This is a genomic window from Cellulomonas sp. ATA003 (genome assembly GCF_031582905.1).
Classification (GTDB): Bacteria; Actinomycetota; Actinomycetes; order Actinomycetales; family Cellulomonadaceae; genus Pengzhenrongella.
Window position 1 is genome coordinate 3,871,481 of record NZ_CP133990.1, and the last position, 25,096, is coordinate 3,896,576.

Sequence of the window (25,096 nt, forward strand, 5' to 3'; positions counted from 1 at the left end):
GCGACACCGCCGGGCCCCGCCTCCGCACCGCGGGGCCCGGCGAACGGCCCGCGGTGACCTCTGGCAGGCTTGGACGTCGTGTCCCCGACCGAGCTCCCCGACGACGCCCCGACCTCCGCGCATCCGGGTGGCGACCCCGCAGCGCTCGCGGCCCTGCAGCGACGCGCCCTCGGCGTGCTGGGTCAGCTCGCGCCGTCGGCCCTGCAGCTGGGCGAGGTGTTCCGCGCGGCGGGTCACGAGCTCGCCCTGGTTGGTGGGCCGGTGCGCGACGCCTTCCTCGGCCGGGTCAGCGCCGACCTCGACTTCGCGACGTCGGCGACCCCGGACCAGACCGAGGCGCTCCTGACCGCGTGGGGTGACGCGCACTGGGACATCGGCAAGGCGTTCGGCACCATCGGGGCGATGCGCCGGGTCGAGGGCCGCGAGGTCGTCGTCGAGGTCACCACCTACCGGACCGACGCCTACGACCCGACCTCGCGCAAGCCCGAGGTCGTCTTCGGCGACTCCCTCGAGGGTGACCTGTCACGCCGCGACTTCACCGTCAACGCGATGGCCGTGCGGCTGCCGGACCTGACCTTCGTCGACCCGTTCGACGGGCTGGCCGACCTCGCCGCGCAGGTCCTGCGCACGCCGGTCACCGCCCGGCAGTCCTTCGACGACGACCCGCTGCGCATGATGCGGGCCGCGCGCTTCGCCGCCCAGCTCGGCTTCCGGATCGACCCGGACGCCGCCGACGCGATCCGCGACATGGCGGAGCGCATCACGATCGTCTCCGCCGAGCGGGTGCGGGACGAGCTCGTCAAGCTCCTGCTGGCGCCCGCCCCCCAGCCGGGCATCCGCGCGCTCGTCGAGCTGGGGCTCGCGGACCACGTGCTGCCCGAGCTGCCCGCGCTGCGGCTCGAGATCGACGAGCACCATCGGCACAAGGACGTCTACGAGCACTCGCTGACCGTCCTGGACCAGGCCATCGCCCTGGAGACCGGACCCGACGGACCGGTTCCCGGGCCCGACCTCGTGCTGCGGATCGCGGCGCTGCTGCACGACATCGGCAAGCCGGCGACGCGCCGGTTCGAGTCCGCCGGAGGCGTGAGCTTCCACCACCACGAGGTGGTCGGCGCGAAGCTCGCCGCGCGCCGGCTCAAGGCGCTGCGGTTCGACAAGGACACGGTGCAGGCGGTCGCGCGGCTGACCGAGCTGCACCTGCGCTTCCACGGCTATGGCGACGGCGCCTGGACGGACTCCGCGGTGCGCCGCTACGTCACCGACGCCGGCCCACTGCTCGAGCGGCTGCACCGGCTCACCCGGTCGGACTGCACGACGCGCAACCGGCGCAAGGCGCAGCGGCTGTCGGGGGCGTACGACGACCTGGAGGCGCGCATCGCGGCGCTGCGCGAGCAGGAGGAGCTCGCCTCGATCCGCCCCGACCTGGACGGGCAGCAGATCATGGCGATCCTGGGGATCGCGCCCGGGCCGGTGGTCGGCCGCGCCTACAAGCACCTGCTCGAGGTCCGGATGGATCAGGGCCCGCTGGACGAGGGGCGGCGCGCGCGGCGCTCCTGGACTGGTGGGCGACGCAGCCGGAGGCGGCGCAGTCGGAGGCGGCGCAGTCGGAGGCGGCGCAGTCGGAGGCGGCGCAGTCGGAGGCGGCGCAGTCGGAGGCCGACGGGGCGCCATGAGGATCTGGTCCGTCCACCCGCGCTACCTCGACCGGCAGGGCCTGACCGCCGGCTGGCGCGAGGGCCTGCTCGCGCAGAAGGTCCTCACCGGCACCACCAAGGGTTACCGCAACCACCCGCAGCTGCGGCGGTTCCGCGCCGCCGGAGACGGGGCGCGGATGGACGAGGCGGTCGCGTCCGGCGGTGGCGGGTCGGGAGCGCACGTCGCCCCCGCCCCGGGCCTGACCCCGGGCGGTCACGTCCCCGGCACACCGCTCGACGTCGTGCCCGACGACGGCGCCGGGCCCGCCATCTCGACCTACCTCCACGGCATCGTCGACGAGGCGTCGCGGCGCGGGTACACCTTCGACCGCTCCCTCGTGCTCGGCCCGGCCGTCACCGAGCTGCGGCTCGAGGTCACCGACGGCCAGCTCGCCTACGAGTGGGAGCACCTGCGGGCGAAGCTCGCGGTTCGCAGCCCCGACGTCGCGAAGCTGTGGGTCGACGTCGTCGTGCCGGACCCGCACCCGTTGTTCCACGTGGTGCCCGGCCCGGTGGCGGAGTGGGAGATCGTGACGGTCAGCGAGGAGCCGGGTCCGGCGTCGTCGTCACCACCGGCGTGACCCGCGCGTCGCGTCGCGCACCGGCGCGGTAGACCACCGCGGCGAGGACGTAGGCGACCGCGAGGGCGGCGAACACGGGGCGCGAGTAGCCCGTGTCCGGCAGCGCGAGGGCCGCGAGCGCCGCGGCACCCACGAAGGCCGCGTTGTACAGGACGTCGTAGAGCGCGAACGCCCGGCCGCGGTAGGCGTCGGCGGTGTCGCGCTGCACGATGGTGTCCACCGCGATCTTCGCGCCCTGCGCCGCGAGGCCGAGCAGCCCGGCCCCGACGAGGACGGCCGGCAGGGCCACGGTCACGGTGAGCAGCACCTGGCTGAGCGCCGCCAGGAGCAGGCACGCGGCGATCCAGGTGTGCGGACCGGTGCGCGGGCTCAGCACGGGCGTCAGCACGACGGCGAGCGCGAACCCGACCCCGGACGCCCCGAGCACCGTGCCGAACACCGCCAGGCCGTCCTGCCCCGGGCCCGCGAGCAGGTTGCGGGAGATGAGGATGCTGGCGATGAAGGTCACGCCGTACAGGAAGCGGTGCGTCGCCATCACACCCAGGGCGCGGGCGGGCGTCCGGCGGGCGACCAGGTGACGGGCACCCGCGACGAGGCCGTGCGCGAGGTTGCGCATCTCGCGGCGCATCGCCTCGGCGTCGGCGGGCTGGTCCGGGCCGAGCTGACGTCTGCCCAGGCGGGTCGCGAGCGCGGCGGCGGAGCCGAACAGCAGGGCCGCGCACAGCAGGACGGTCGCGTCCTTGCCGCGCCCCGGCTCGAGCACGAGCCCGAGCACGAGGCCGATCCCGCCGCCGACGCCGGCCGCGCCCGCACCGAGCGTCGGCGTCAGGGAGTTCGCGGTGAGCAGCAGCGGGCCGTCGACCACGCGCGGCAGACCCGCGGACAGCGCCGAGAGCAGGAACCGGTTGATCGACAGGTTGAGCAGCGCGAGCACGTACACCGCCGGGCCGACGCCCTGGGTGAGCAGCAGGAGCGACAGCACGAGCGCGATCGCCACCCGGACCAGGTTCCCGAACAGCAGCACCTGCCGCCGCCGCCACCGGTCGAGCAGCACACCCGCCCAAGGCCCGACCACGGTGAACGGCAGCAGCAGCACCGCGAACGCGGCGGCCACGCCGGTCGCCGTGCCGGCGCTCTCCGGGGAGAAGAAGAACAAGGTGGCGAGGCCGACCTGGAACATGCCGTCGCCGGCCTGGCTCACCAGCCGGACGGCGAACAGCCGGCGGAAGCCGTGGAGCCGCAGGAGCCGTCGCAGCTCGAGGAGGACATGCACGCCGGTCAGGCTATCGGGCGCCGGTGGTCGGGTCGGACGCCGGCGAGGCCGGACCCCGGGGGTCCGGCCTCGCTCGCCGCACTGTGTTGGCGCACTGGTCAGCCGCAATGATCGGCCGCACCGATCAGCCGCACTGATCAGCGGGGGCGTCCCCCGCGATGAAGGCCTCGAGCTGCGCGCGGCCCGCGGTGTCCTCCATCTGCACGGGCGGCGACTTCATGAAGTACGTCGACGCCGACAGGATGGGGCCGCCGACCCCACGATCGAGGGCGATCTTCGCGGCCCGGACCGCGTCGATGATGATGCCGGCCGAGTTGGGCGAGTCCCAGACCTCGAGCTTGTACTCCAGGTTCAGGGGCACCTCGCCGAACGCGCGGCCCTCGAGCCGCACGTACGCCCACTTGCGGTCGTCGAGCCACGCGACGTAGTCCGACGGCCCGATGTGGACGTTGCGGTCGTCCTTCTTGCCGGCGAGCGAGCCGGTGAGGTTCGAGGTGACGGCCTGCGTCTTGGAGACCTTCTTGGACTCCAGGCGATCCCGCTCGAGCATGTTCTTGAAGTCCATGTTGCCGCCGACGTTGAGCTGGTAGGTGCGGTCCAGCACCACGCCGCGGTCCTCGAACAGCTTCGCCAGCACGCGGTGCGTGATGGTCGCCCCGACCTGTGACTTGATGTCGTCGCCGACGATCGGCACCCCGGCCGCCTCGAACTTCGCGGCCCACTCCGGGTCGGACGCGATGAACACCGGCAGCGCGTTGACGAACGCCACCCCGGCGTCGATCGCGCACTGGGCGTAGAACTTCGCGGCCTCCTCGGAGCCCACCGGCAGGTAGCAGACCAGGACGTCGACCTTCGCCTCGCGCAGCACGCGCACGACGTCGACCGGCTCGGCCTCGGACTGCTCGATGGTCTCGGCGTAGTACTTGCCGATGCCGTCGAGCGTCGGGCCGCGCTGGACGGTGATGCCCAGCGGCGGGACGTCGGCGATCTTGATCGTGTTGTTCTCGCTGGCGTTGATCGCCTCGGAGAGGTCGAAGCCGACCTTCTTGGCGTCGACGTCGAACGCCGCGACGAACTCGAGGTCACGGACGTGGTAGTCGCCGAACTGCACGTGCATCAGTCCGGGGACGGTGGCCGACGGGTCGGCGTCCGCGTAGAAGTGCACGCCCTGGACCAGCGACGAGGCGCAGTTGCCGACGCCGACGATGGCGACGCGGATGGAGGTCATCCTCGCTCCTTGAGTTCCGAGCCGGGACGGCGGGCGCCCTCGGCGGTGTCGACATCGACCGGTCGGTCGGTGCCGGTGGGGCGAGCGGGACGGACGCCCCGCTCGTTGTCGATGAGGCCGTCGAGCCAGCGCACCTCGCGCTCGACCTGCTCCAGCCCGTGGCGCTGCAGCTCGAGCGTGTACTCGTCCATGCGCTCGCGGGTCCGGTGGTAGGACTGGCGGATCGTCTCCAGGCGCTCGGTGAGGCGGGAGCGCCGACCCTCGAGGATCCGCAGCCGGGTCTCGACGTCGGTCTGCCCGAAGAAGGCGAACCGCACGTCGAAGTTCTCGTCCTCCCACGCCGCCGGGCCGGACGACGCCAGGATCTGCCGGAAGTGCTCCGTACCGGCCGCCGTCAGCGTGTACACGATGCGCGCCCGGCGCCCGGTCAGCGCGTGCGGAGGCACGGTGGGGGACTCGTCGCCGGTGATCCAGCCCCGCACGACCAGCGACTTCAGGCAGGGGTAGAGCGAGCCGTAGGACAGCGCGCGGAAGGAGCCCAGGAGGAGGTTGAGCCGCTTGCGCAGCTCGTAGCCGTGCATGGGGGACTCGTGCAGCAGTCCGAGGATCGCCGGCTCGAGCACGTCGGAGCGTCCGCGCACCTCGTCCCCCTCCGTGATCCCGGGTCCGCCGTCTCCGCCCGGCGATGCGATGTATCGAGTCGATACATCGCCGACATTAGGGGCGCTGGTCGGTGACTCGCAACACGCCGCGCCGCCAGAGGGCGAGGCCGGAGGGTGGCGATCGTGTGAAGGCCCGCCCCGATGGCCCCGCGGGCCCCGGTGGGCCGGAGCCGGTCGCGCATACTGGGGCCGCGGGTCCGTGCGGGCGCACGTCCCGCGGATCAGCGTGACATCAGCGTCGTCGGCGAAGGGCAGCACGTGGCACGCGGGAACACCCCGAGCAGGACACCGGTCGCTCGACGGGTGGGCAACCCCCCGACGTCGGGCCGGGGCGGTTCCGGCGGCACCGGCCGACGCCAGGTGCTCGGCTACCCCGGTGGGACCGGCGCGGTCCGCGGCGCTGGCTCCCTCGTGGCGGGTCGTGCTCGGCACGATACTCACGCTCGGCTTCCTCGGCATCGGGCTGCTCGTGGCGGCCTACGCCCTGACGAGCATCCCCGAGCCGGACGAGTTCGCCCAGGCCCAGACGACCCGCGTGTTCTACGCGGACACCACCACCGAGATGGGCACGTTCGCGAGCCAGGAGCGCGAGATCGTCGACATCGCGACGCTCCCGGAGTACGTCGGCCACGCCGTCGTCGCCTCCGAGGACCGGTCGTTCTACGAGAACGCCGGGATCTCGCCCACCGGCATGGCGCGCGCGCTGATCAACAACCTGCGCGGTGGCCCGACCCAGGGTGGGTCCACGATCACGCAGCAGTACGCCGAGCGGTACTACGCCGGCCAGACGACGACCGACTACGTCGGCAAGGCCCGCGAGGCGCTGCTCGCGGTGAAGATCGGCCAGAGCGAGGACAAGCAGCAGGTCCTCGGCAACTACCTCAACACGATCTACCTCGGCCGCGGCACCTACGGCATCCAGGCCGCGTCGCAGGCCTACTTCGGCGTCGACGCCGCCGACCTCACGATCGCGCAGGCCGCGCTCATCGCGGGCATCATCCCGTCGCCGTCGAACTGGGACCCGGTCGTGGACCCCGAGCGTGCCGAGCAGCGGTGGAACCGTGTGCTCGACCTCATGGTCGAGGACGGCTGGATCACCGCCGACGAGCGGTCCGCGCAGGTCTTCCCGGAGACGATCCCGCTCGAGACCGGCAACACCTACGGCGGCACCCAGGGCTACCTGCTCGACATGGTGCGCCGCGAGCTGCGTGACCGTGCCGGGTTCACCGACGAGCAGATCGACACCGCCGGCCTGCGGGTCGTCACCACGATCGAGAAGCCCGTGCAGGACGCCGCTGTCGCCTCGGCGACGTCGCTCATGGACGGCACGCTCGCCGGCGAGGCCCCGGCGGCGAACCTGCGCGCCGGCATCGTCTCGATCGACCCGGACGACGGCGCGATCGTCGCGCTGTACGGCGGGCCGGACTTCCTCGAGCAGCCGTTCAACAACGCGACGCAGGGCGCCGCGCAGGCCGGCTCGACGTTCAAGCCCTTCACGCTGGTCGCCGCGCTGGAGAACGGCATCCCGCTGTCCGAGCGCTACCGCGGTGACAGCCCCATGTCGCCGGACGGCTGGGGCGGCGAGGTGCGCAACTTCGGCGGCCGGGACTTCGGCACCATCGACCTCGTGCGCGCCACGGAGGAGTCGGTGAACACCGTGTACGCCCAGCTCAACCTCGACGTCGGCCCGGAGAGGACCGCCCAGGTCGCCCAGCGCGCCGGCATCACGACCGAGGTCGGGACCAACCCGGGGAACGTGCTCGGCACCGACACCGTGCACCCGCTCGACATGGCCAACGCCTACGCGACCTTCGCCGCGCAGGGCTTCCGGTCCACCCCGTTCATCGTGCGCGAGGCCACGTACCTGACCGACGGGAGCGTCGCCTACCAGGGTGCCGGAACCCGGGAGCAGGTCTTCTCGCCGGAGGTCGTCGCGGACGCCACGTACGCGATGACCCGGGTCGTCACGAGCGGCTCGGCGGAGCGCTGGGTCAGTCCGCTCGGCCGGCCGATCGCCGGCAAGACCGGGACCTCCAACGAGAACCGGTCGGCGTGGTTCGTCGGATACACCCCGGGGATCGCGACGGCCGTCGGGCTGTACCAACCCGCGACGGTCGACGCGGCAGCGGCGGACGCGGTCGCCGGTCAGGAGACGATCACCCCGTTCGGCCGTGGCGTGCGCGAGGTCACCGGTGGCACGTGGCCGGCCGCGCTGTGGGCGGACTACATGGATCAGGTATTCGACGTCGAGAAGTACGCGCCGGTGGAGGACTTCCCCGAGCGGTCGAACGTCAACCGGCCGACCCGCACCTCCACCCCGACCCCGACACCGACGTCGACACCCACGCAGGAGCCCACCCCCACGGAGCCGGCCGAGGTGACCGTCCCCGCGGGGCTGGCCGGCCGGACGCAGGCGGACGCGGAGGCGGCCCTCGTCAACGCGGGCCTCACGGCGAGCGTGACCCAGCAGCCGTCGCCGTCGGTCCCCGCGGGCCGGGTCATCAGCGCCAGCCCTGCCGGCGGCGCCGTCCCCGCCGGGTCGACCGTGACGCTCGTGGTGTCCACCGGTCCGGCGACGCCGGCACCGCGGCCGACGCCCGCCCCGACCCCGACGGTGCCTGCGCCCGCCCCGGGAACGGACCCGGACGACGGCGAGGACGACGACACGGAGGATGCCGCCACGCAGGGTGCCGCCACCCAGGGGGCCGCGACGCAGGGTGTGGCGACGCAGGGCGCGGCGACCGAGGGTGTGGCGACGCAGGGTGGGGCGACGGGGTAGGAGCGCGCGCGTCGTACGGGTCCTGCGGCCGGCAGCGGCACGACCCAGGGCTGCCCGTCCCGGCACGTGATCCACAGCGCACGCCGCGTGGACCTGCGCCGGGCCGTCAGCCGGTATCGTGGGCGGCTGCTGTGCCCGCACCGGCCACGTCGCCATCGACGTCGGCCGCGGTCATTGCGACGCAAACAGCCCTCCTGCCACGGAGAGACCGTGGCCGCACTAGTCCACAGGAGGTGGGTCACCGCATGCGTCAGTACGAGATCATGATCATCCTCGACCCCGAGATCGAGGAGCGCACCGTCGCTCCCTCGCTCGACAAGTACCTGTCCGTCATCAAGAACGACGGCGGCTCGGTCGACAAGGTCGACATCTGGGGACGTCGCCGTCTGGCGTACGACATCCAGAAGAAGTCCGAAGGCATCTACGCGGTCGTGGACTTCCACGCGACCCCGGCCACGGCCAAGGAGCTCGACCGTCAGCTCGGCCTGAACGAGGCCGTGCTGCGCACCAAGGTCCTGCGCACCGACGTCTGAGGCGTCGCGTCCGGCGTCGCCCGCACCCCGCTCGTCCACACACCCTCTGAGGAGTCCGCATGGCTGGTGAGACCGTCATCACGGTGATCGGGAACCTGACCGGTGACCCGGAGCTGCGCTTCACCCCGTCGGGTGCGGCCGTGGCGAACTTCACCGTGGCCTCCACGCCGCGGACCTTCGACCGTCAGGCGAACGAGTTCAAGGACGGCGACACGCTGTTCATGCGCTGCTCGATCTGGCGCGAGGCGGCCGAGAACGTGGCCGAGTCCCTCACCAAGGGCATGCGCGTCATCGTCACCGGCCGGCTGGTCCAGCGGTCCTACGAGACGCGCGAGGGCGAGAAGCGCACCGTCGTCGAGCTCCAGGTCGACGAGGTCGGTCCGTCCCTGCGGTACGCCAGCGCCAAGGTCACGCGCACGCAGCGCAGTGGCGGCGGCGGAGGCGGGGGCGGCTACAGCGGGGGTGGCGGCGGCGGCTTCGGCGGCGGCTCGTCCTCCGGCGGTGGCGGCGCCCAGGCCGACGACCCGTGGGCCACGCCGGCCCAGGGCGGCTCGTCGGGCGGCTACTCGGACGAGCCCCTTCTGATCCGGTCGTAGCAGCCGGATCGCTCATCACCCATCCCGGGGCATGGCAACGCCCCGGGCTCCAGAGACTTCACACCAAGGAGCACCGCGATGGCCAAGGCCGTTGTACGCAAGCCCAAGAAGAAGCAGAACCCGCTGAAGGCGGCGAAGATCGACGTCGTCGACTACAAGGACACCGCGCTCCTGCGCAAGTTCGTGTCCGACCGCGGCAAGATCCGTGCCCGTCGGGTGACCGGCGTGTCCGTGCAGGAGCAGCGCGCGATCGCGCGCGCCGTCAAGAACGCGCGCGAGGTGGCCCTGCTGCCGTACTCGTCGTCGGCTCGCTGAGAAGGAGGAGGACCATGGCAAAGCTCATCCTGACCCATGAGGTCACCGGTCTCGGTGCGCCCGGTGACGTCGTCGAGGTGAAGGACGGGTACGCCCGTAACTTCCTCGTCCCCCGTGGCCTGGCGACCACGTGGTCCAAGGGCGCCGAGAAGCAGGTGACCTCGATCCGCAAGGCCCGCAAGGCGCGCGAGATCGAGACCCTCGACGAGGCGAAGGCGATCCGCGACGCGCTGCAGTCCAAGCCCGTCGTCGTGCGCGCCAAGTCCGGCGAGGCCGGTCGCCTGTTCGGCGCGGTCACCACGACCGAGATCGCCGACGCGGTCAAGGCCGCCGGTGCGCCCGCGGTCGACAAGCGCAAGGTCGAGGTCGGTCAGCCGATCAAGGCCCTGGGCGACTACACGGTGCAGGTCCGCCTGCACCCCGAGGTCACCGCGAAGATCGACGTCACGGTCGTCTCGCTCTGACCCGAGGAGGCTGACGACGAGCCCGCAGGTCTCGTCGGAGCACCACACGAAGGACCCGGTCCCCTGTGGGCCGGGTCCTTCGTCGTCCCGGTCGGCGCCGGTCGGTGTCGGTCAGGCGCCGACGACCATCCATCCCTCCCCGCGGGCGCGCAGCCCGGTGGCGACGGCGCGGGCGCCCATGAACACGCCGGCGAACGCCGCCCACAGCCACGCCAGGCCCACCGCGCCGTCCGGGGCCCAGGCCGCGACCGCCCAGGCGGCCGGCACGTAGGCGCCGAGGGTGAGCATCCCGGCGGCCGCGAGGTAGCGGCCGTCGCCGGCGCCGATGAGGACGCCGTCGAGCACGAAGACCCAACCCGCGACCGGCAGGAAGACCGCCGCGACGAGCAGGCCCCCGGTGACGGCGGACCGGACGTCCGGCTCGGGGCTGAATGCGCCCGGCAGCACGCCCGCGACGACGGCCACGACCACCCCGAGGACGACGCCGGCGCCCGTCCCCCACTGCAGCGTGCGGCGCAGCACGGCGCGCGTGCGCTCCAGGTCACCGGCACCCAGGGCGTGCCCGACGAGCGCCTGGGCGGCGATCGCGAGCGCGTCCAGCGCGAACGCGGTGAGCGCCCAGACCGCGTTGACGACCTGGTGCCCGGCGAGCGCGGTGGCGCCCAGGCCGGTCGCCACGACGACCGTGAGGAGGATCGCGAGCCGCAGCGACAGCGTCCGTACGAGCAGCGGCGCGCCGGCCCGCACGTTGGCCCGGATGCCCGCGATCGCCGGCCGCAGCGGGGCACCGGCGCGCCGGGCACCGCGGACGACGACGACCACCAGGACCGCACCCATCGCGAGCTGGGCGAGCGTCGTCCCCAGGCCGGACCCGGCGATACTCAGGCCCGCACCGTGGACGAGCGCGACGCTCAGGACGGCGTTGAGCACGGCGCCGCCGGCCGCCACCCACAGGGGCGTCCGGGTGTCCTGCAGACCGCGCAGCGCCCCCGTGGACGCCAGGACGAGCAGCATGCCCGGCAGGCCGGGCGCGGACCACCGCAGGTAGGTGACGGCCTGGCGGGCGACCTCGCCGTCGGCGCCGAGCGCGGCGGTGAGCCAGGGCGCCGTCGTCCCCACGGCGGCGGCGAGCACGACCCCCAGGCCCGCGGCGAGCCAGAGCCCGTCCACACCGAGGGTCAGGGCGCCGCGGACGTCGCCGGCTCCGAGGCGCCGGGCGACGGCGGCCGTGGTCGCGTAGGCGAGGAACACGCAGAGCCCGACGACCGTGAGCAGGACCGTCGACGCGAGCGCGAGACCGGCCAGCGGCGCGGTGCCGAGACGGCCGACGACGGCCGAGTCGACGAGCACGAACAGGGGCTCTGCCACGAGCGCACCGAGGGCCGGGACGGCCAGGGCGAGGATGCGCCGGTCCAGGGACGGGTCCGCCCGCGCGGTCGATCGTCCACGCCTTGGATCATCCACCGAAGATTTCTCCCGTCCACAGCGTGTGCGCGGTGTCCACGCCGCTCACACGCACGCCGTCGACACCGCCGTCCACCTTATCCACAGGACTGTCCACCGCCTGTGCACAAGCGCTGGGCGGGGCGTCCACAAGGCGTCCCCAGGTCGGTCAACAAGGGCGTTTGGACGCGTCCCGGCGACCCCATAACCTCGCCCAGGCGCGGGGGCTGGACGTTCGTCGCGGCGGGTCCGCCCCGGTGTGGGTGCCCACCGGTAGAACACGGGTACGGCCCGACGCGAGGTTTGGAGTGGCATGTCGATCGACGAGCTCGAGCAGGGTCTGCGGGCCGGCGGCGGAGGCGGCTTCGACCGCACCCCGCCGCAGGACGTCGCCGCGGAGCAGAGCGTCCTCGGCGGGATGATGATCTCGAAGGACGCGATCGCCGACGTCGTCGAGCAGCTGCGCGGCACGGACTTCTACCGTCCGGCGCACGAGGTCATCTACGACGCGATCCTCGACCTGTACGGCCGCGGCGAGCCCGCGGACGCCGTCACCGTCTCGGCCGAGCTGGTCAAGCGCGGCGAGATGGGCCGGGTCGGTGGCGCGCCGTACCTGCACACGCTCATCTCGATGGTGCCGACCGCGGCCAACGCGGGGTACTACGCGCGCATCGTCCGGGAGCGTGCGGTCCTGCGCCGCCTCGTCGAGGCCGGCACCCGCATCGTCCAGCTCGGGTACGCGACCGACGGCGGCGACGTCGACGACATCGTCAACAACGCCCAGGCCGAGGTGTACGCGGTCACCGAGCGGCGCACCGCGGAGGACTACCTGCGCCTGGGCGAGGTGATCGGCGCGACGGTCGACGAGATTGAGGCGGCCGGCAACCGCGGGGAGGGGATGATCGGCGTCCCGACCGGCTTCGCCGACCTCGACCGGCTGACCAACGGCCTCCACCCGGGGCAGATGATCGTGCTGGCGGCCCGTCCGGCCATCGGGAAGGCGCTCGCGCTCGACACGCCGCTCCCCACCCCGTCCGGGTGGACCACCATGGGCGACGTGCAGGCCGGCGACCTCCTCCTCGCCGCCGACGGCACCCCGACGCGCGTCGTGCGGGCGACCGACGTGCTGGTGGACCGTGAGTGCTACCGGGTGACCTTCGATGACGGAACGACGATCGTCGCGGATGCCCAGCACGAGTGGGCCACCACCACACGCGCCGAGCGACGGAAGCCGGGAGCCCGCGCCGCCGTGCGGACGACAGCACAGATCGCCGCCACGGTGCGGTGCCCCACGGCGGAAGCGCGGACCAACCACGCGGTCGCCACGACGCTGCCGCTCGCGCTTTCCGAGGCCAACCTCCCGCTCCACCCGTACGCGCTCGGTGTCTGGCTCGGGGACGGGCATGCCGCCTCGGCGCGGTTCACCTCGGCCGACCCCGCGATCGCGATGCGCCTGGAAGGGCTCGGGCTGGTCGCCCGTGAGTCCGGCCGATTCGCCGGGTCGGCTCGTCTCTACTCGCTCCAGCTCCCGGCGCCGGCGCCGGCGGAGGCCCGCCGCTGCGTGGTTTGCGACGCCGCCTTCGTGCCGCAGACCACGCAGGTCCGCACGTGCGGCCGCTCGTGCGGCGGCAAGGCGAAGGCGGTCTCGGCCCGCGTGCCCGCACCGACGTGCCCGGACTGTGGCGCGCCGAGCTCGGGCATGCGGCGCTGCCAGGCGTGCCACCGCCATCACGGCACGGTGGGGGGTATCTTGCGGTCGCTCGGCGTGCTCCACGACAAGCACGTCCCCGCGACCTACCTGCGCGCGAGCGAGATGCAGCGACGCGAACTCCTCGCGGGGCTGCTCGACACCGCCGGGACCGTGAACCCGACCGGCAGCCCCCAGCTCACCGTCACGAACCGGCGCCTCGCCGAGGACTACCGCGAGCTCGTGCACTCCCTCGGATACCGATCGGGCTGGTCCGAGCGGCAGGTCCGCGGTCGGAGCGGCGCCTCGTCGACCGCGTTCACCATCACGTTCACCACCGACGACGACGTCTTCGCGCTGGAGCGAAAGGCCCTGCTGCACAAGGAGCGCCGTCGGCGGAGCACGCCACGGCTGCGTCAGCGTTCCATCGTGGCGGTCACGCCCGTGGAGTCGGTCCCGGTGCGATGCGTCGAGATCGAGCACCCCGACCACCTCTACCTCGCCGGGCGCTCCATGGTGCCGACGCACAACTCGACGCTGGGCCTGGACATCGCACGGTCAGCGTCCATCAAGAACGGCCAGACCAGCGTCGTGTTCTCGCTCGAGATGAGCCGCAACGAGATCACGATGCGCCTGCTGTCCGCCGAGGCCCGCATCCACCTGCAGAAGATGCGCAACGGCACCATGGGTGAGGACGACTGGCAGAAGCTCGCCGGGACGATGGGCAAGATCTCCGAGGCGCCGCTGTTCATCGACGACTCGCCGAACATGTCGCTCATGGAGATCCGCGCCAAGTGCCGGCGGCTGAAGCAGAAGCACGACCTCAAGCTCGTGGTCATCGACTACCTGCAGCTCATGAGCTCCGGCAAGCGCGTCGAGTCCCGCCAGCAGGAGGTCTCGGAGTTCTCCCGTGCCCTCAAGCTGCTCGCCAAGGAGCTCGAGGTCCCGGTGATCGCGATCAGCCAGCTGAACCGTGGTCCCGAGCAGCGCACCGACAAGCGGCCGGCGATGAGCGACCTGCGTGAGTCCGGGTCGATCGAGCAGGACGCCGACATGGTGATCCTGCTGCACCGCGAGGACGCCTACGAGCGCGAGTCGCCGCGCGCCGGCGAGGCCGACCTCATCGTCGCCAAGCACCGCAACGGCCCCACCGACGTCATCACCGTGGCGTTCCAGGGGCACTACTCACGCTTCGTCGACATGGCGGGCTGACCGGGTACGCCGGGGTGGGCTGCCACCGCAACGGTGGTGCCGTGCGGTGCGACCCTTCGCTGCAGCTCGGAGGTGAATCTCTGGTTGGCGAGCTTGGCCTGGTCGTAGGCGGCGACGCGGCTGTACGACCGCTCTCACTGCAGGGGTCATCGAAGTGGAGCCGCGCGGAGGCGGTGGCCGGTGCTGCTGACGGTCACGACGCGTGACCCGCCTGCCGTGCGCACCCCCGGACGCGGTCGCGGTGCACGGGACGAGACGCGACATACCGTGCATCGCGCGCGGCAGGGCGGCGCGGGTCTATGGTCCTGAGCATCGCGGGTCAGCGTTGTCCCGCGCGACGGGACGAGGAGGTCCTGATGAGCGGATCGAGACGACGGGCAGTCGCCCTGGTGGGCGCCGCAGCAGTCAGCGGGGCGCTGCTGGCCGGGTGCCTGCAGAACCCCAGCCAGGGCGGGGCGGCGGGTGCGGGGCTCGCGGGCTTCGTGGACAACGCCGAGGCCGACGGCGACGGGGTCGTCACGATCCTCGGCGCGTTCGGCGGTCAGGAGGCCGAGGCCTTCGAGGCGTCGTTGACCGAGTTCGCCGAGTCGTCCGGGATCGACGTGCAGTACACCTCGGACCAGGACTTCACCAACACGATCCGCCAGCGCACCGGGGCTGGGCAGGCGCCGGACATCGCGATCTTCCCGCAGCCGGGCGGACTGCTCGAGCAGGCCGAGGACGGCTACGTCCAGCCGATCGACACCTACCTCGACTTCGACGCGCTGGAGGACACCCTCGTCCCCGGGTTCCTCGAGGCGGGGCGGCTCAACGGGCGCGTGTACGGCGCACCGATGCGCATGGCCGTGAAATCCCTCGTCTGGTACAACCAGGCCACCTACGCGGCCCAGGGGTACGACACGGAGCCCGGTGACCTCGGGGAGCTGGCGGCCATCACCGACCAGATCCGTCAGTCGGGGACCGCTCCGTGGTGTATGGGGTGGAACTCCGACCAGGCGACCGGATGGGTCGGCACCGACTGGATCGAGGAGTACATGCTCCGGCTGTGGGGCCCGGACGTCTACGACGACTGGACCTCGCACGAGATCCCGTTCGACGACGAGCGGGTGATCGCCGCCTTCGACGCCTTCGGCGAGCTGGTCCTCGCCGAGGGAGCGGTCGCCGGCGGCACCCAGGCCGTCATCGCCACCCCGTTCTCCGAGTCCATCCTCCCCGCCTTCGAGGACCCGCCCGAGTGCTACCTCGAGCGCCAGGGGAACTTCATCACCGGGTTCATGCCCGAGGAGGTCCAGGCGAACCTCGACAGCACCGTCGGGCTCTTCGCGTTCCCGCCCGCCGTCGACGGGTACGAGGGTCAGCCGATCCTCGGTGGCGGTGACCTCGCGGCCCTGATGAACGGCGACGACGAGGACTCCATCGCTGTCATGGAGTTCCTCACCTCCCCGGACTTCGGTGGTCCGTGGGCCGAGGCAGGCGGCTGGCTCTCGCCGCACACCACCTTCGACACCGCCCTCTACCCCGACGAGATCACGCGCCGGACGGCCGAGATCGTCGCCGAGGCGGACGTGTTCCGGTACGACGGCTCCGACCTCATGCCCAACGCGGTCGGTGGCGGCAGCTTCTGGACCGGGATGGTCGAGTGGCTCACCGGCGCCAAGACCGCCGAGCAGGTCACGGCCGAGATCGAGGCGAGCTGGCCGACGTCCGAGGAGGACTCGTGAGCACCGCGGTCGCGGTCCCGGCCGGCCAGGCACCGGCGACCCGTCGCGGTGGGTCCCCCGCCCGCCCGATGCGCATGGTGCTCGGCATCGTCGGGGTGGCGGTCGTCGCCTGGCTGATCATCAACGTGTTCCTGTCCATCGCCTGGTTCCCCGGCTGGTACTTCAACAACCGGCCGCTGATGGCCGTCGTCGGCATCGTCGCCGGGCTCGGCGGTGCGGCGCTGCTGTTCTACTTCGCGAACGTGTTCGCCGAGTCCCTGCCCCAACGGCTGGCGCAGGGGGTGGCCCCCTACGTCTTCCTGCTCCCGGCGTTCGGGATGATCTCCCTCATGCTGCTGTACCCCACGGTGCAGACGGTCAACTACAGCTTCGCGAACGACGACAGCACCCGGTACACCGGCCTCGACAACTACCGGGCGATCTTCACCGACAACGAGTTCTGGCTGTCCATCACGAACAACCTGCTGTGGCTGCTGATCGTGCCGGCGGTGACGGTGGCCTTCGGGGTGGTGATCGCGCTCTTCGCCGACCGGCTCTCCGCGACCGGGGAGAAGATCGCGAAGAGCCTGATCTTCCTGCCGATGGCCATCTCCTTCGTGGGCGCGGCGACGATCTGGCGGCTGGTCTACAACCTCGACGCGGACACCGGGTTGCTCAACGCGATCGTCACCGGGCTCGGGGGGACGGCGCAGGACTGGTTGCGCTTCGACACGGCTCGGCTCAACTCGCTGCTCATGATGGTCATCCTGGTCTGGTTGCAGGTCGGGTTCTCGATGATCCTGCTGTCCGGTGCGATCAAGGCGGTGCCGGAGGAGACCCTGGAGGCCGCACGTCTGGACGGCGCGAACGAGCGTCAGCTGTTCTTCCGGGTGATCATCCCGCAGATCCGCGGCACGATCCTCACCGTCTTCATCACGGTGGTCATCCTGGTGCTCAAGGTCTTCGACATCATCTACGTGCTGACCAACGGCCAGGCGCGGACCAACGTCATCGCGGTCCTGTTCTTCCAGGAGCTTTTCACCGCCCAACGAGCCGGGCAGGCGTCCGCCATCGTCGTCGTGCTCCTCATCCTGGTCCTGCCCATCCTGCTCTACCAGGTCCGCAGCTTCCGCGAGGAGAACCGATGACCGTCGCCACCGCCCCGCGTGCAGCGCTCGGTACCCGGCGCTCCGTCACGAAGGAGGGCACACGCCGCAGCTGGGCCGCACCCGTCGTCATGATCGTCCTGTGCCTGCTGTGGACCGTCCCGACGCTCGGGCTGCTCGTCACGAGCCTGCGCCGCCGGGAGGACGCGGCCACGACCGGCTGGTGGACGGCCGTCCTCAACCCGTTCGGCCAGGGCTGGACCACGGAGAACTACGCCGGTGCCCTGCGGGGCCAGGACATGGCGCAGGGCTTCCTCAACAGCGTCGTCGTCGCGGTACCCGCGACCATCCTGCCGATCATGCTCGCGGCGTTCGCCGCCTACGCCTTCACCTTCATGGAGTTCCGTGGGCGGGACGTGCTGTTCATCGTCATCGTCGCCGTCATGGTCGTGCCGATCCAGGTGGCGTTCCAGCCGATGCTGGACCTGCTCGGCCCCAACGGCATCGGCATCTCCGGCCAGTTCGTCGCCGTGTGGTTGCTGCACACCGGCTTCGGCATGCCCCTGTGCCTGTACATCCTGCGCAGCTACATGGCGACGCTCCCGCACTCGGTCGTGGAGTCGGCGAAGATCGACGGTGCCAGCCACTACCAGACGTTCTGGCGACTAGTGGTCCCCATGTCGATGCCCGCGATCGCCGCGTTCGCCACCCTGCAGTTCCTCTGGGTCTGGAACGACCTGCTCATCGCCAAGCTGTTCCTCAGCCCGGGCAACGCCACGATCATCGTCCAGCTCCAGCAGCTGCTCGGCACCCAGGGTCAGGGCGAGGAGCTGCTGCAGGCCGGAGCCTTCATCTCGATCCTCCTGCCCATGGCGGTCTTCTTCGCGCTCCAGCGCTTCTTCGTCCGCGGCCTCACGGCCGGGTCGGTCAAGGGGTGATCGACCCGGTGGTCGCCGCTCCGCAGCACTGATCCGGCGGTGAGCCGCCGGACGGTCCGCCTCATACCGGTGCCGCCCGACGCGCCCACCGGACCGGCCCCGGGCACTGGGCCGATCTGGGGAACCACTCGCGGCGTGCCCGCGGAACCCGTTCATCCCCGCCTCCGCAGCCGATGAGAGGAGGTCGGCAGCCGCCGGCGACAGGACCGGACTGGCTTCACCCGCACCGCCCGTGGGACCGCCCCAGCCCGAACAGGGGACGACCCCGAGCCGCGGAACGCGGATCGCCCGGCCGGAGGGACGCGACCCGGCCGCTGGTGGGAGGAGCACAGATGACCAGCACCCGGCCCGGCACAGACCTGGCCGTCATCGGCGACTTCGGGCCGTACGACGCCCTCGCCGACGTGGTGCACGGCCTGTACCTCGACGGGGTCTCGACGCGCGCGGTCGACGTGGCCCGGACCTGGCTCGCGCTCACCGAGGCTGCGGGTGACGTCCTGACCTCGCGCTACCTGCGCTACATCGCGGCGATCGCGCTGCAGGACTACGGGCGGCACGGCGAGGCGGTGGCCGAGGCCACCGCGCTGGCCGAGAGCCTCGGGAACGACTCCGAGCCGGTGTGGCGCGCCAAGGCGCTGGCCGTCCTGGCCGAGTCCGCGGTGCGCATCGGCGAGCACGGCCGCGCGATCGCCGCGCTCGCCGAGGCCGACTGGCACCTCCGGTCGATCAGGGTCGGCACCTACGGGCACCTCTCGGCGAGCATGGCCGTCGCGCTGTCGATGCGGTCGCTCAACCTTCTCGAGGACGCCGAGACGCTCCTCGTCGCGATCCAGGACGACGGCTCGACGCAGGCCGACCTGTTGATCGCGCTCGAGTCCGCGGGCCTCAGTGCGTACTGGGGCACGGCACTGGTCACCATCGGCCGGCAGGACGACGCCGGCGTCCACTTCGTGGTGTGCGCCCAGCGTGCCGTGCGGGCCCGGCGCATCGCCGAGCGGCTGGGCGACGTGCAGATGACCTCGCGCGCCGAGGTGGTGGAGGCCTTCGCCCTCATGCACCTGGGTCTGCTCGACCTCGCCGCGGCCCGGGCGCGAGCCGCCGCCGAGCGCGCCACCTTCCGCATCGAGCTCGTCGACACCTACCTGCTGCACCTGGTGCTGGGCCGGGCGGCCGTCGAGGAGGGCCGGCTGGACGAGGCGCGCGAGCGGCTGACGCTCGTCCAACGCAGCGCCGCGTCGGCCGGGCGGGAGGTGTGGTCGGTCGCCGCGACCGGCGCGCTGGCCGACCTGCACACCGTGGAGTTCGGCCCGCACGAGGGCATGGACCTGTGGCGGTCCGTCGCGCAGGAGGCGCTGCAGCGCAGCTGGTCCGAGCGTGAGGGCCGGTTCGCTGCCCTGCAGGACCGCAGCCGGCTGCGCGAGCTCACCGCCCACAGCGCGCGCATGGGCCGCGCGGCGGTGCAGGACCCGCTGACCGGCCTCGGCAACCGACGGATGCTCCAGGAGGCGTCCGAGACGAACGGGGGCGCCGCGCGCCCGACCTCGGTCATCTTCATCGACGTCGACCAGTTCAAGGACGTCAACGACACCCACACGCACGCCGTCGGCGACGCCGTCCTGCGGGAGGTGGCGACCATCCTGCGCGTGGTGTCCCGCGAGGAGGACATGCTCATCCGCTTCGGTGGTGACGAGTTCCTCATCCTGTCCACCGGGCCGCTGGAGGGCGCGGTCGCGCTCGCGCACCGGGTGCACGGCGCGGTCCGCGCGCACTCCTGGGACCACGTCGCCCCGGGCCTGGAGGTCACCGTGTCGATCGGGGTGGGCCGCGTCGCGGAGACCGGGCACGCGTCGATGCTCGCCGCCGACGGCGCCCTCATGTCCGCCAAGCGGTCCGGCCGCGACCGCGTCGTCGTCGACGAGCACTGAGGACGCACCCGCCGAGCGGGCCCCCGCGGCCCGGTGGCACGGGGGTCGCCGCCCGCCGGCGACCTACGCTGGCGGCATGGACTGTGACGTGGTGGTGGTCGGCGCGGGCCTGGCCGGTCTGGAGTGCGCGCGGTCGCTGCACGAGCACGGCGTCGCCGTCCGCGTGATCGAGGCCGCCGACGCCGTCGGGGGCGGGTCCGCACCGACCACGTCGACGGCTTCACCCTCGACCACGGGTTCCAGGTGCTCAACCCCGCCTACCCCGCCGTCCGGGAGCGCGTCGACGTCGTCGCGCTCCGCATGCAGCCGTTCCTGCCGGGCGTCGGCGTCCGGCAGGACGGCGGTCTCGCCGTCGTGGCCGACCCACGGCGCGCGCCGACCACGCTGCCCCGCACGCTGCGCAGCGGGTACGTCCGTCCGCGCGAGCTCGCCGCCCTGGTGCGGTGGGCCGCACCGTCCGTCGGGCCGGTGCGGCGCGTGCTCGAGGGATCGGACACGACCCTGGCGGGTTCCCTCGACGCCTCCGGCGTACGCGGCCGGATCCGCCGGGAGGTGCTCGAGCCGTTCCTCGCCGGGGTCCTCGCCGAGGACGACGGCGGCACCTCCGCCGCGTACGTCCGGCTGCTCGTGCGCACGTTCCTGCTCGGCACGCCCGGGGTGCCGGCGGAGGGCAGCGCCGCGCTGCCCGAGCAGCTCGCGCGGCACGTCCCCGACATCGCGCTCAGGGAACGGGCTGAGCGGATCACACCCGTGGCCGGCGGATACCGGGTGACCACGGCCGGCGGCGCGGTGAGCGCCCGCGCCGTCGTCGTCGCCACCGACGCCGTGACCGCCGAGGTCCTGACCGGGGTGGTCGCACCGACGATGAACGGCCTGGTGACGTCGTGGTACGCGACCGACGAGGCGCCCACCGACCTGCCGGCCATCGTCGTGGACGGCCGCCGCCGCGGGCCGGTGGTCAACGCCGCGGTGATGAGCGCCGCCGCGCCGTCGTGGGCGCCGCCCGGGTCCCACCTCGTGCAGGTGACGTGCCTGCTGAAGGGTCAGGCACCGCCGGAAGCCGAGGCGCGCCGGCAGGCGGGGCAGATGTTCGGGGTGTCCCCCGCCCGGTGGCGGGAGATCGCCCGGCACGCGATCCCGGGCGCGCTCCCGGCCCAGCCGCCGCCCTTGCGGACCCGGCGCGACGTCGACCTGGGGGACGGCCGGTTCGTGTGCGGCGACCACCGCGACACCGCGTCGCAGCAGGGGGCGATGGTGTCCGGCCGGCGGACCGCCACCGCCGTCCGGCGGCGACTGGCCGGAGCAGGGCCCACCGGGCGCTGACCGGGCTCGGCGGGGAGCAGGGCGAGCGCTGCATGAGCGACCGCCGTGCGAGGCGACCGTTGCGCGAGGCGACCGTTGCGCGAGACGACCGTTGCGCGAGACGACCGCTGCGCGAGACGACCGCTGCGCGAGGCGCTGGCGAGCGCGTGAGGTCACTCCGCGTTGCGCAGCAGGAACTCCGTCTCGGTGTCGCGACCCATGGTCGGGTCGGGTGCATCCCGGGTCTCGTGGGTCTCGATCATGTCCTCGACGGCGATGCGCCGGGGCAGCTCGCGGTACTCGGCCGCGTCGCGGCTCGCCGGTGCCGGCGCCGGTGCCGGTGACCTGGTGACGTCCATGGCGACTCCTCGCGCGTGCTGCGGTGGATCCGTGGTCCGACGGTACTGCTCGCTCGCCCGTCCGGCGCGTAGCCTGCCGAGGGTGGTCGGAGTGCGGGATGGCCTGCTGACGTCGTGGGGACGCATCGCCGGTCCGGGCGCGGGGGTGGTCGAGAACGTCGGCACCCTGGGGCTCGGTGTGTGCGGGGCCGTCCTTCGACCGCGGCTCGTGCGTCCGCGGGACCGGCACGGTCCCGTCGGCGCCGCTGTCGTGCGGGTCCTGGCGTCGGACCTGTGGGGCGGGGCGTGGTGCAACAACACGCCGGCCGCGGCGCGCTGGTACCACCGTGAGGGCCACGGACCCCGCCGGCGTCTGCTGTTCTGCGCGGCGCATCTGCACCCGTTCGTCCTGGCCTGGCTCGACCGGGAGCCCGGACGACGCCCGCGGTGGGGCCGTGCCGGCGTGCAGTACGTCTACGGGCTGGGGGCAGCCGCCGTCGTCGAGCACGCCGCGCCCCGGTCACGACGCGCGATCGGCCTGCTGGCCACGGGGGGCGGCGTCGTGCTGGACCGGGCGCTGGGCGTCTCGGCCACGGCGCCGTGGTTCGCACCGGTCCTCTTCACCAAGCTGCTGGCCGGCCATGCCGCCGGCGCCGCGCTGCTGCCGCGGGTCCGGTCGCGCTGAGCCGCGTGCACCGTCGCGGTCGACGACGTGCACGGTGGGCATCGGTCATGCAGGCGCAGGCGCAGGCGCAGGCGCAGCGCGGGTGCAGGTGGGCGCAGGCCCGGTGCAGGCGCATACTGGGTGCAGGCGCCTGCCCGGTGCAGGCGTCCGGCGGCACGTGACAGGATCTCCGGCGGGTCACGCGAGGGCACGACGCGCTGGCCGGTCCACCGATGCCCCGGCGTGGCGCGTCACCATCGGCGTGAGCACGCACCAGCGAGCGGCGCAAGCAGCCCTGCGCGGTGGCCCGGCACCGGATGCGGTGCCCGGCCCGGGTACCGGCGACACGGCGCGGGGGACCGACGCCCGACTGCGGCACAGGCCGCTGTGCCGGGTCCGTCCTGGACCGGTCGGCGGTACGGACGTGCGAGAAGGAGGAGATGTGGCACGACAAGGCCGCGGCCGGACCGACGGCGCGCGCGCGGGCTCCGGCGCTCAGCGCCGCCGCGCCACGCGCCCGACCGAGCCCGGGATCATCCCGGTGCTCGCCGAGGTCGCGCGCGAGGTCGACGGCGCAGTGCGGCGACCGCCGACGCGCCCGGCCGTGCGCACCAAGTTCCAGGTGGTGGCCCTGCTCGTGCGCGAGGAGCGGGCCCGCGTGATGGCCGAGGGCGGGCCAGGCGAGTCTCGGCGCGCCACACAGCTCAAGCGGCTCGACGGGGTGGCGACACAGCTGGCGAAGACCGCTGCGCGGGACACCTCCCTGCTCGCGCTGCTCGCCGAGGACGCCCGGGTCTCCGATGCGGCCCGCGCCCTCAAGGCGACCCTGATGCGCGCCGGGGGCCTGGAGCCGGTCGAGGAGCCCGCGCCGCCCGCCCCGGTCGCACCGGTGGCCGCCACCGAGACCCAGGTGGTGCCACGATCGGTGATCGCGCGCCAGCTCGCCAACCCCTTCCTGGCCCCGGACTTCGAGGCCGCGGCCGAGCGGACGGCGTCGCGGGCCCGCCGACTGGCCGGCTGGGAGCTGCTCGAACCGCTGTTCCGGTCCTTCGAGCAGGCCGCCACCGGCGTCCCCGCCTGCATGCCGTTGCCCGAGCCGCGCTCGGTGACCGCTCCCCACGGCCGGGAGCTGATGCCGCACCAGGCCCGGGTCGTCGCAGCGACGGCCAACGGCCATCGCACCTTCCTGCTCGCCGACGAGCCCGGGCTCGGCAAGACCGCGCAGGCCCTGCTCGCCGCCCAGGCGGCCGACGCCTACCCGCTGCTGGTCGTGGTGCCCAACGTGGTGAAGACGAACTGGGCCCACGAGGTCGGGATGTGGACCCCGCAGCGTCGCGCCACGGTGGTGCACGGCGACGGCGAACGGGTCGACGGGTTCGCCGACGTCGTCGTGGTGAACTACGAGCTCCTGGACCGGCACGTCGGCTGGCTCGGTGACCTGGGGTTCCGCGGCATGGTCGTCGACGAGGCGCACTTCATCAAGAACAAGAAGTCCCAGCGCTCCCAGCACGTCCTCGCGCTCTCCGAGCGCATCCGCGCCCGCACCGCCCGACCGCTGCTGATGGCGCTCACCGGCACCCCGCTGATCAACGACATCGAGGACTTCCGGGCGATCTGGCAGTTCCTCGGCTGGATCGACGACGAGAAGCCGCTCGGCCGGCTGCAGACCGCCCTCGAGGAGACGGGTCTGACCCCGGCGGACCCGGGGTTCTCGGCCGCCGCGCGGGCCAGCGTGATCGACCTGGGCATCGTTCGACGCCGCAAGGTCGACGTCGTCGCCGACATCCCCGCCCGCCGGGTGGCGGACCTGCCGGTGGAGCTCGACGGTGCGGTGGGCCGCTCGATCCGCGCCGCCGAGGCGGCGCTCGCCCGCCGGCTGGTGCGGCGCTACCGGTCCGCGATGGAGGTGCGCACCGGCGGGGTCGTCCCGGACGCGATCGACCTCGAGCTCGCGCGTCGGGTCGCGGCGGCGGAGCTCAAGGAGTCGAGCTCGCAGACCGACGGCGAGAACGTGTTCACCATGGTCCGCCGCATCGGCCAGGCGAAGGCCGGGCTGGCCGCCGACTACGCCGCACAGCTCGCCCGCAACGTCGGCAAGGTGGTGTTCTTCGCCAAGCACGTCGACGTGATGGACCAGGCCGAGGAGACCTTCGCCCAGCGCGGCATCCGCTACGCCTCCATCCGTGGCGACCAGACGCCCCGGGTGCGTGAGCAGAACATCACCGCGTTCACCGAGGACCCCGAGGTGTCGATCGTCGTGTGCTCGCTGACGGCGGCGGGGGTGGGGCTGAACCTCCAGGTCGCCTCCAACCTCGTGCTGGCCGAGCTGTCCTGGACGTACGCCGAGCAGACCCAGGCCATCGACCGCATCCACCGGATCGGCCAGTCCGAGCCCGTCACCGCGTGGCGGATCATCGCCGCGCAGACCATCGACTCGCAGATCGCCGAGCTGATCGACAGCAAGTCCGGGCTGGCTGCGCGGGCGTTGGACGGAGCGCCGGACGACGACGTCTCGCCGTCCACCACCGTCCAGCTCGAGGCCCTCGTCGGGATGCTCACGGACGCGTTGGCCGCCGAGGGGTGAGCTGACCGTGGCGGCGTCGGGCACCGGGAGTGCACCCGGCACGGAGCCGGCCGCGAGGCCGGACCCCGC

Annotated in this window: 19 protein-coding genes and 2 pseudogenes; 16 read left to right on the forward strand and 5 right to left on the reverse strand. The window is 72.9% G+C overall.

Going from position 1 to position 25,096, the window contains the following annotated elements; genetic code table 11:
- Positions 1 to 153 precede the first annotated feature (153 nt).
- Together REH70_RS19095 and REH70_RS20960 are read left to right on the forward strand one after the other, a co-directional pair.
- A pseudogene (locus REH70_RS19095) lies at positions 154 to 1,577 on the forward strand (CCA tRNA nucleotidyltransferase); the annotation flags it as partial.
- Between the two features lie 95 nt (positions 1,578 to 1,672).
- Positions 1,673 to 2,278, forward strand: a complete 606-nt coding sequence (locus REH70_RS20960) for a pyrimidine dimer DNA glycosylase/endonuclease V (RefSeq protein WP_396134581.1) — start codon at positions 1,673 to 1,675, stop codon at positions 2,276 to 2,278.
- Here REH70_RS20960 and REH70_RS19105 read toward each other — a convergent pair.
- The 3 genes from REH70_RS19105 to REH70_RS19115 form a co-directional block, all read right to left on the reverse strand.
- Positions 2,235 to 3,551, reverse strand: a complete 1,317-nt coding sequence (locus REH70_RS19105; protein WP_310749781.1) for an MFS transporter — start codon at positions 3,549 to 3,551, stop codon at positions 2,235 to 2,237. The two genes, REH70_RS20960 and REH70_RS19105, sit on opposite strands and share 44 nt — an antisense overlap.
- A 124-nt stretch (positions 3,552 to 3,675) precedes the next feature.
- A complete protein-coding gene (locus REH70_RS19110) occupies positions 3,676 to 4,779 on the reverse strand; it encodes an inositol-3-phosphate synthase (RefSeq protein WP_310749783.1) in 1,104 nt (367 codons plus the stop codon).
- The gene (locus REH70_RS19115; protein ID WP_310749784.1) at positions 4,776 to 5,420 is read right to left on the reverse strand and encodes a PadR family transcriptional regulator; all 645 of its coding nucleotides are present in this window, start codon (positions 5,418 to 5,420) and stop codon (positions 4,776 to 4,778) included. Before REH70_RS19115 ends, REH70_RS19110 begins: the two co-directional genes overlap by 4 nt.
- 397 nt (positions 5,421 to 5,817) lie before the next feature.
- Here REH70_RS19115 and REH70_RS19120 point away from each other — a divergent pair, with 397 nt between their 5' ends.
- From REH70_RS19120 to rplI, 5 genes are all read left to right on the forward strand, one after another.
- Positions 5,818 to 8,220, forward strand: coding sequence for a penicillin-binding protein (locus REH70_RS19120; protein WP_310749786.1), 2,403 nt, complete (start codon positions 5,818 to 5,820; stop codon positions 8,218 to 8,220).
- 245 nt (positions 8,221 to 8,465) lie between these two features.
- Positions 8,466 to 8,753 (forward strand): 30S ribosomal protein S6, encoded by a 288-nt coding sequence (rpsF, locus tag REH70_RS19125; RefSeq protein WP_310749788.1) that lies wholly within the window; start codon positions 8,466 to 8,468, stop codon positions 8,751 to 8,753.
- A gap of 59 nt (positions 8,754 to 8,812) precedes the next feature.
- Positions 8,813 to 9,349 carry a single-stranded DNA-binding protein gene (locus tag REH70_RS19130; RefSeq protein WP_310749790.1) on the forward strand — a complete coding sequence of 179 codons (537 nt, stop codon included), beginning with the start codon at positions 8,813 to 8,815 and terminating at the stop codon, positions 9,347 to 9,349.
- Positions 9,350 to 9,427: 78 nt separating this feature from the next.
- Positions 9,428 to 9,664 (forward strand): 30S ribosomal protein S18, encoded by a 237-nt coding sequence (gene rpsR, locus REH70_RS19135; protein WP_146898683.1) that lies wholly within the window; start codon positions 9,428 to 9,430, stop codon positions 9,662 to 9,664.
- Between the two features lie 14 nt (positions 9,665 to 9,678).
- Positions 9,679 to 10,128 carry a 50S ribosomal protein L9 gene (gene rplI / locus REH70_RS19140; RefSeq protein WP_310749793.1) on the forward strand — a complete coding sequence of 150 codons (450 nt, stop codon included), beginning with the start codon at positions 9,679 to 9,681 and terminating at the stop codon, positions 10,126 to 10,128.
- Positions 10,129 to 10,239: 111 nt separating this feature from the next.
- Here rplI and REH70_RS19145 read toward each other — a convergent pair whose 3' ends face one another.
- Entirely contained in the window at positions 10,240 to 11,592 is a 1,353-nt protein-coding gene (locus REH70_RS19145; protein ID WP_310749795.1) for an MATE family efflux transporter, read from the reverse strand.
- Between the two features lie 400 nt (positions 11,593 to 11,992).
- Between REH70_RS19145 and dnaB the strand changes: the two genes are divergently transcribed.
- The 7 genes and pseudogenes from dnaB to REH70_RS19180 all read left to right on the forward strand — a co-directional run bounded on the left by dnaB (position 11,993) and on the right by REH70_RS19180 (position 21,462).
- Complete coding sequence (gene dnaB / locus REH70_RS19150) at positions 11,993 to 14,470, forward strand: replicative DNA helicase (protein ID WP_396134778.1); 2,478 nt, start codon at positions 11,993 to 11,995, stop codon at positions 14,468 to 14,470.
- Between the two features lie 356 nt (positions 14,471 to 14,826).
- The gene (locus REH70_RS19155; protein WP_310749800.1) at positions 14,827 to 16,191 is read left to right on the forward strand and encodes an ABC transporter substrate-binding protein; all 1,365 of its coding nucleotides are present in this window, start codon (positions 14,827 to 14,829) and stop codon (positions 16,189 to 16,191) included.
- Entirely contained in the window at positions 16,188 to 17,318 is a 1,131-nt protein-coding gene (locus REH70_RS19160) for a sugar ABC transporter permease (protein ID WP_310749802.1), read from the forward strand. The genes REH70_RS19155 and REH70_RS19160 overlap by 4 nt, the downstream gene beginning before the upstream one ends.
- Positions 17,315 to 18,214, forward strand: coding sequence for a carbohydrate ABC transporter permease (locus tag REH70_RS19165; protein ID WP_310749804.1), 900 nt, complete (start codon positions 17,315 to 17,317; stop codon positions 18,212 to 18,214). Before REH70_RS19160 ends, REH70_RS19165 begins: the two co-directional genes overlap by 4 nt.
- A gap of 332 nt (positions 18,215 to 18,546) precedes the next feature.
- Complete coding sequence (locus REH70_RS19170; protein WP_310749806.1) at positions 18,547 to 20,139, forward strand: diguanylate cyclase; 1,593 nt, start codon at positions 18,547 to 18,549, stop codon at positions 20,137 to 20,139.
- Positions 20,140 to 20,215: 76 nt separating this feature from the next.
- Positions 20,216 to 20,293, forward strand: a pseudogene (locus tag REH70_RS19175) (FAD-binding protein); the annotation flags it as partial.
- Positions 20,263 to 21,462 carry an FAD-dependent oxidoreductase gene (locus REH70_RS19180; RefSeq protein ID WP_310749808.1) on the forward strand — a complete coding sequence of 400 codons (1,200 nt, stop codon included), beginning with the start codon at positions 20,263 to 20,265 and terminating at the stop codon, positions 21,460 to 21,462. The pseudogene REH70_RS19175 and the gene REH70_RS19180, both read left to right, overlap by 31 nt.
- 152 nt (positions 21,463 to 21,614) lie before the next feature.
- Here the strand turns inward: REH70_RS19180 and REH70_RS19185 are convergent, their stop codons facing one another.
- Positions 21,615 to 21,800 carry a heme biosynthesis protein HemY gene (locus REH70_RS19185; protein WP_310749809.1) on the reverse strand — a complete coding sequence of 62 codons (186 nt, stop codon included), beginning with the start codon at positions 21,798 to 21,800 and terminating at the stop codon, positions 21,615 to 21,617.
- 82 nt (positions 21,801 to 21,882) lie between these two features.
- Between REH70_RS19185 and REH70_RS19190 the strand changes: the two genes are divergently transcribed.
- Positions 21,883 to 22,464: a hypothetical protein gene (locus REH70_RS19190; protein WP_310749811.1), complete on the forward strand. Its 582-nt coding sequence runs from the start codon at positions 21,883 to 21,885 to the stop codon at positions 22,462 to 22,464.
- A 421-nt stretch (positions 22,465 to 22,885) separates the two neighbouring features.
- Positions 22,886 to 25,027 (forward strand): DEAD/DEAH box helicase, encoded by a 2,142-nt coding sequence (locus tag REH70_RS19195; RefSeq protein ID WP_310749812.1) that lies wholly within the window; start codon positions 22,886 to 22,888, stop codon positions 25,025 to 25,027.
- Positions 25,028 to 25,096 lie beyond the last annotated feature (69 nt).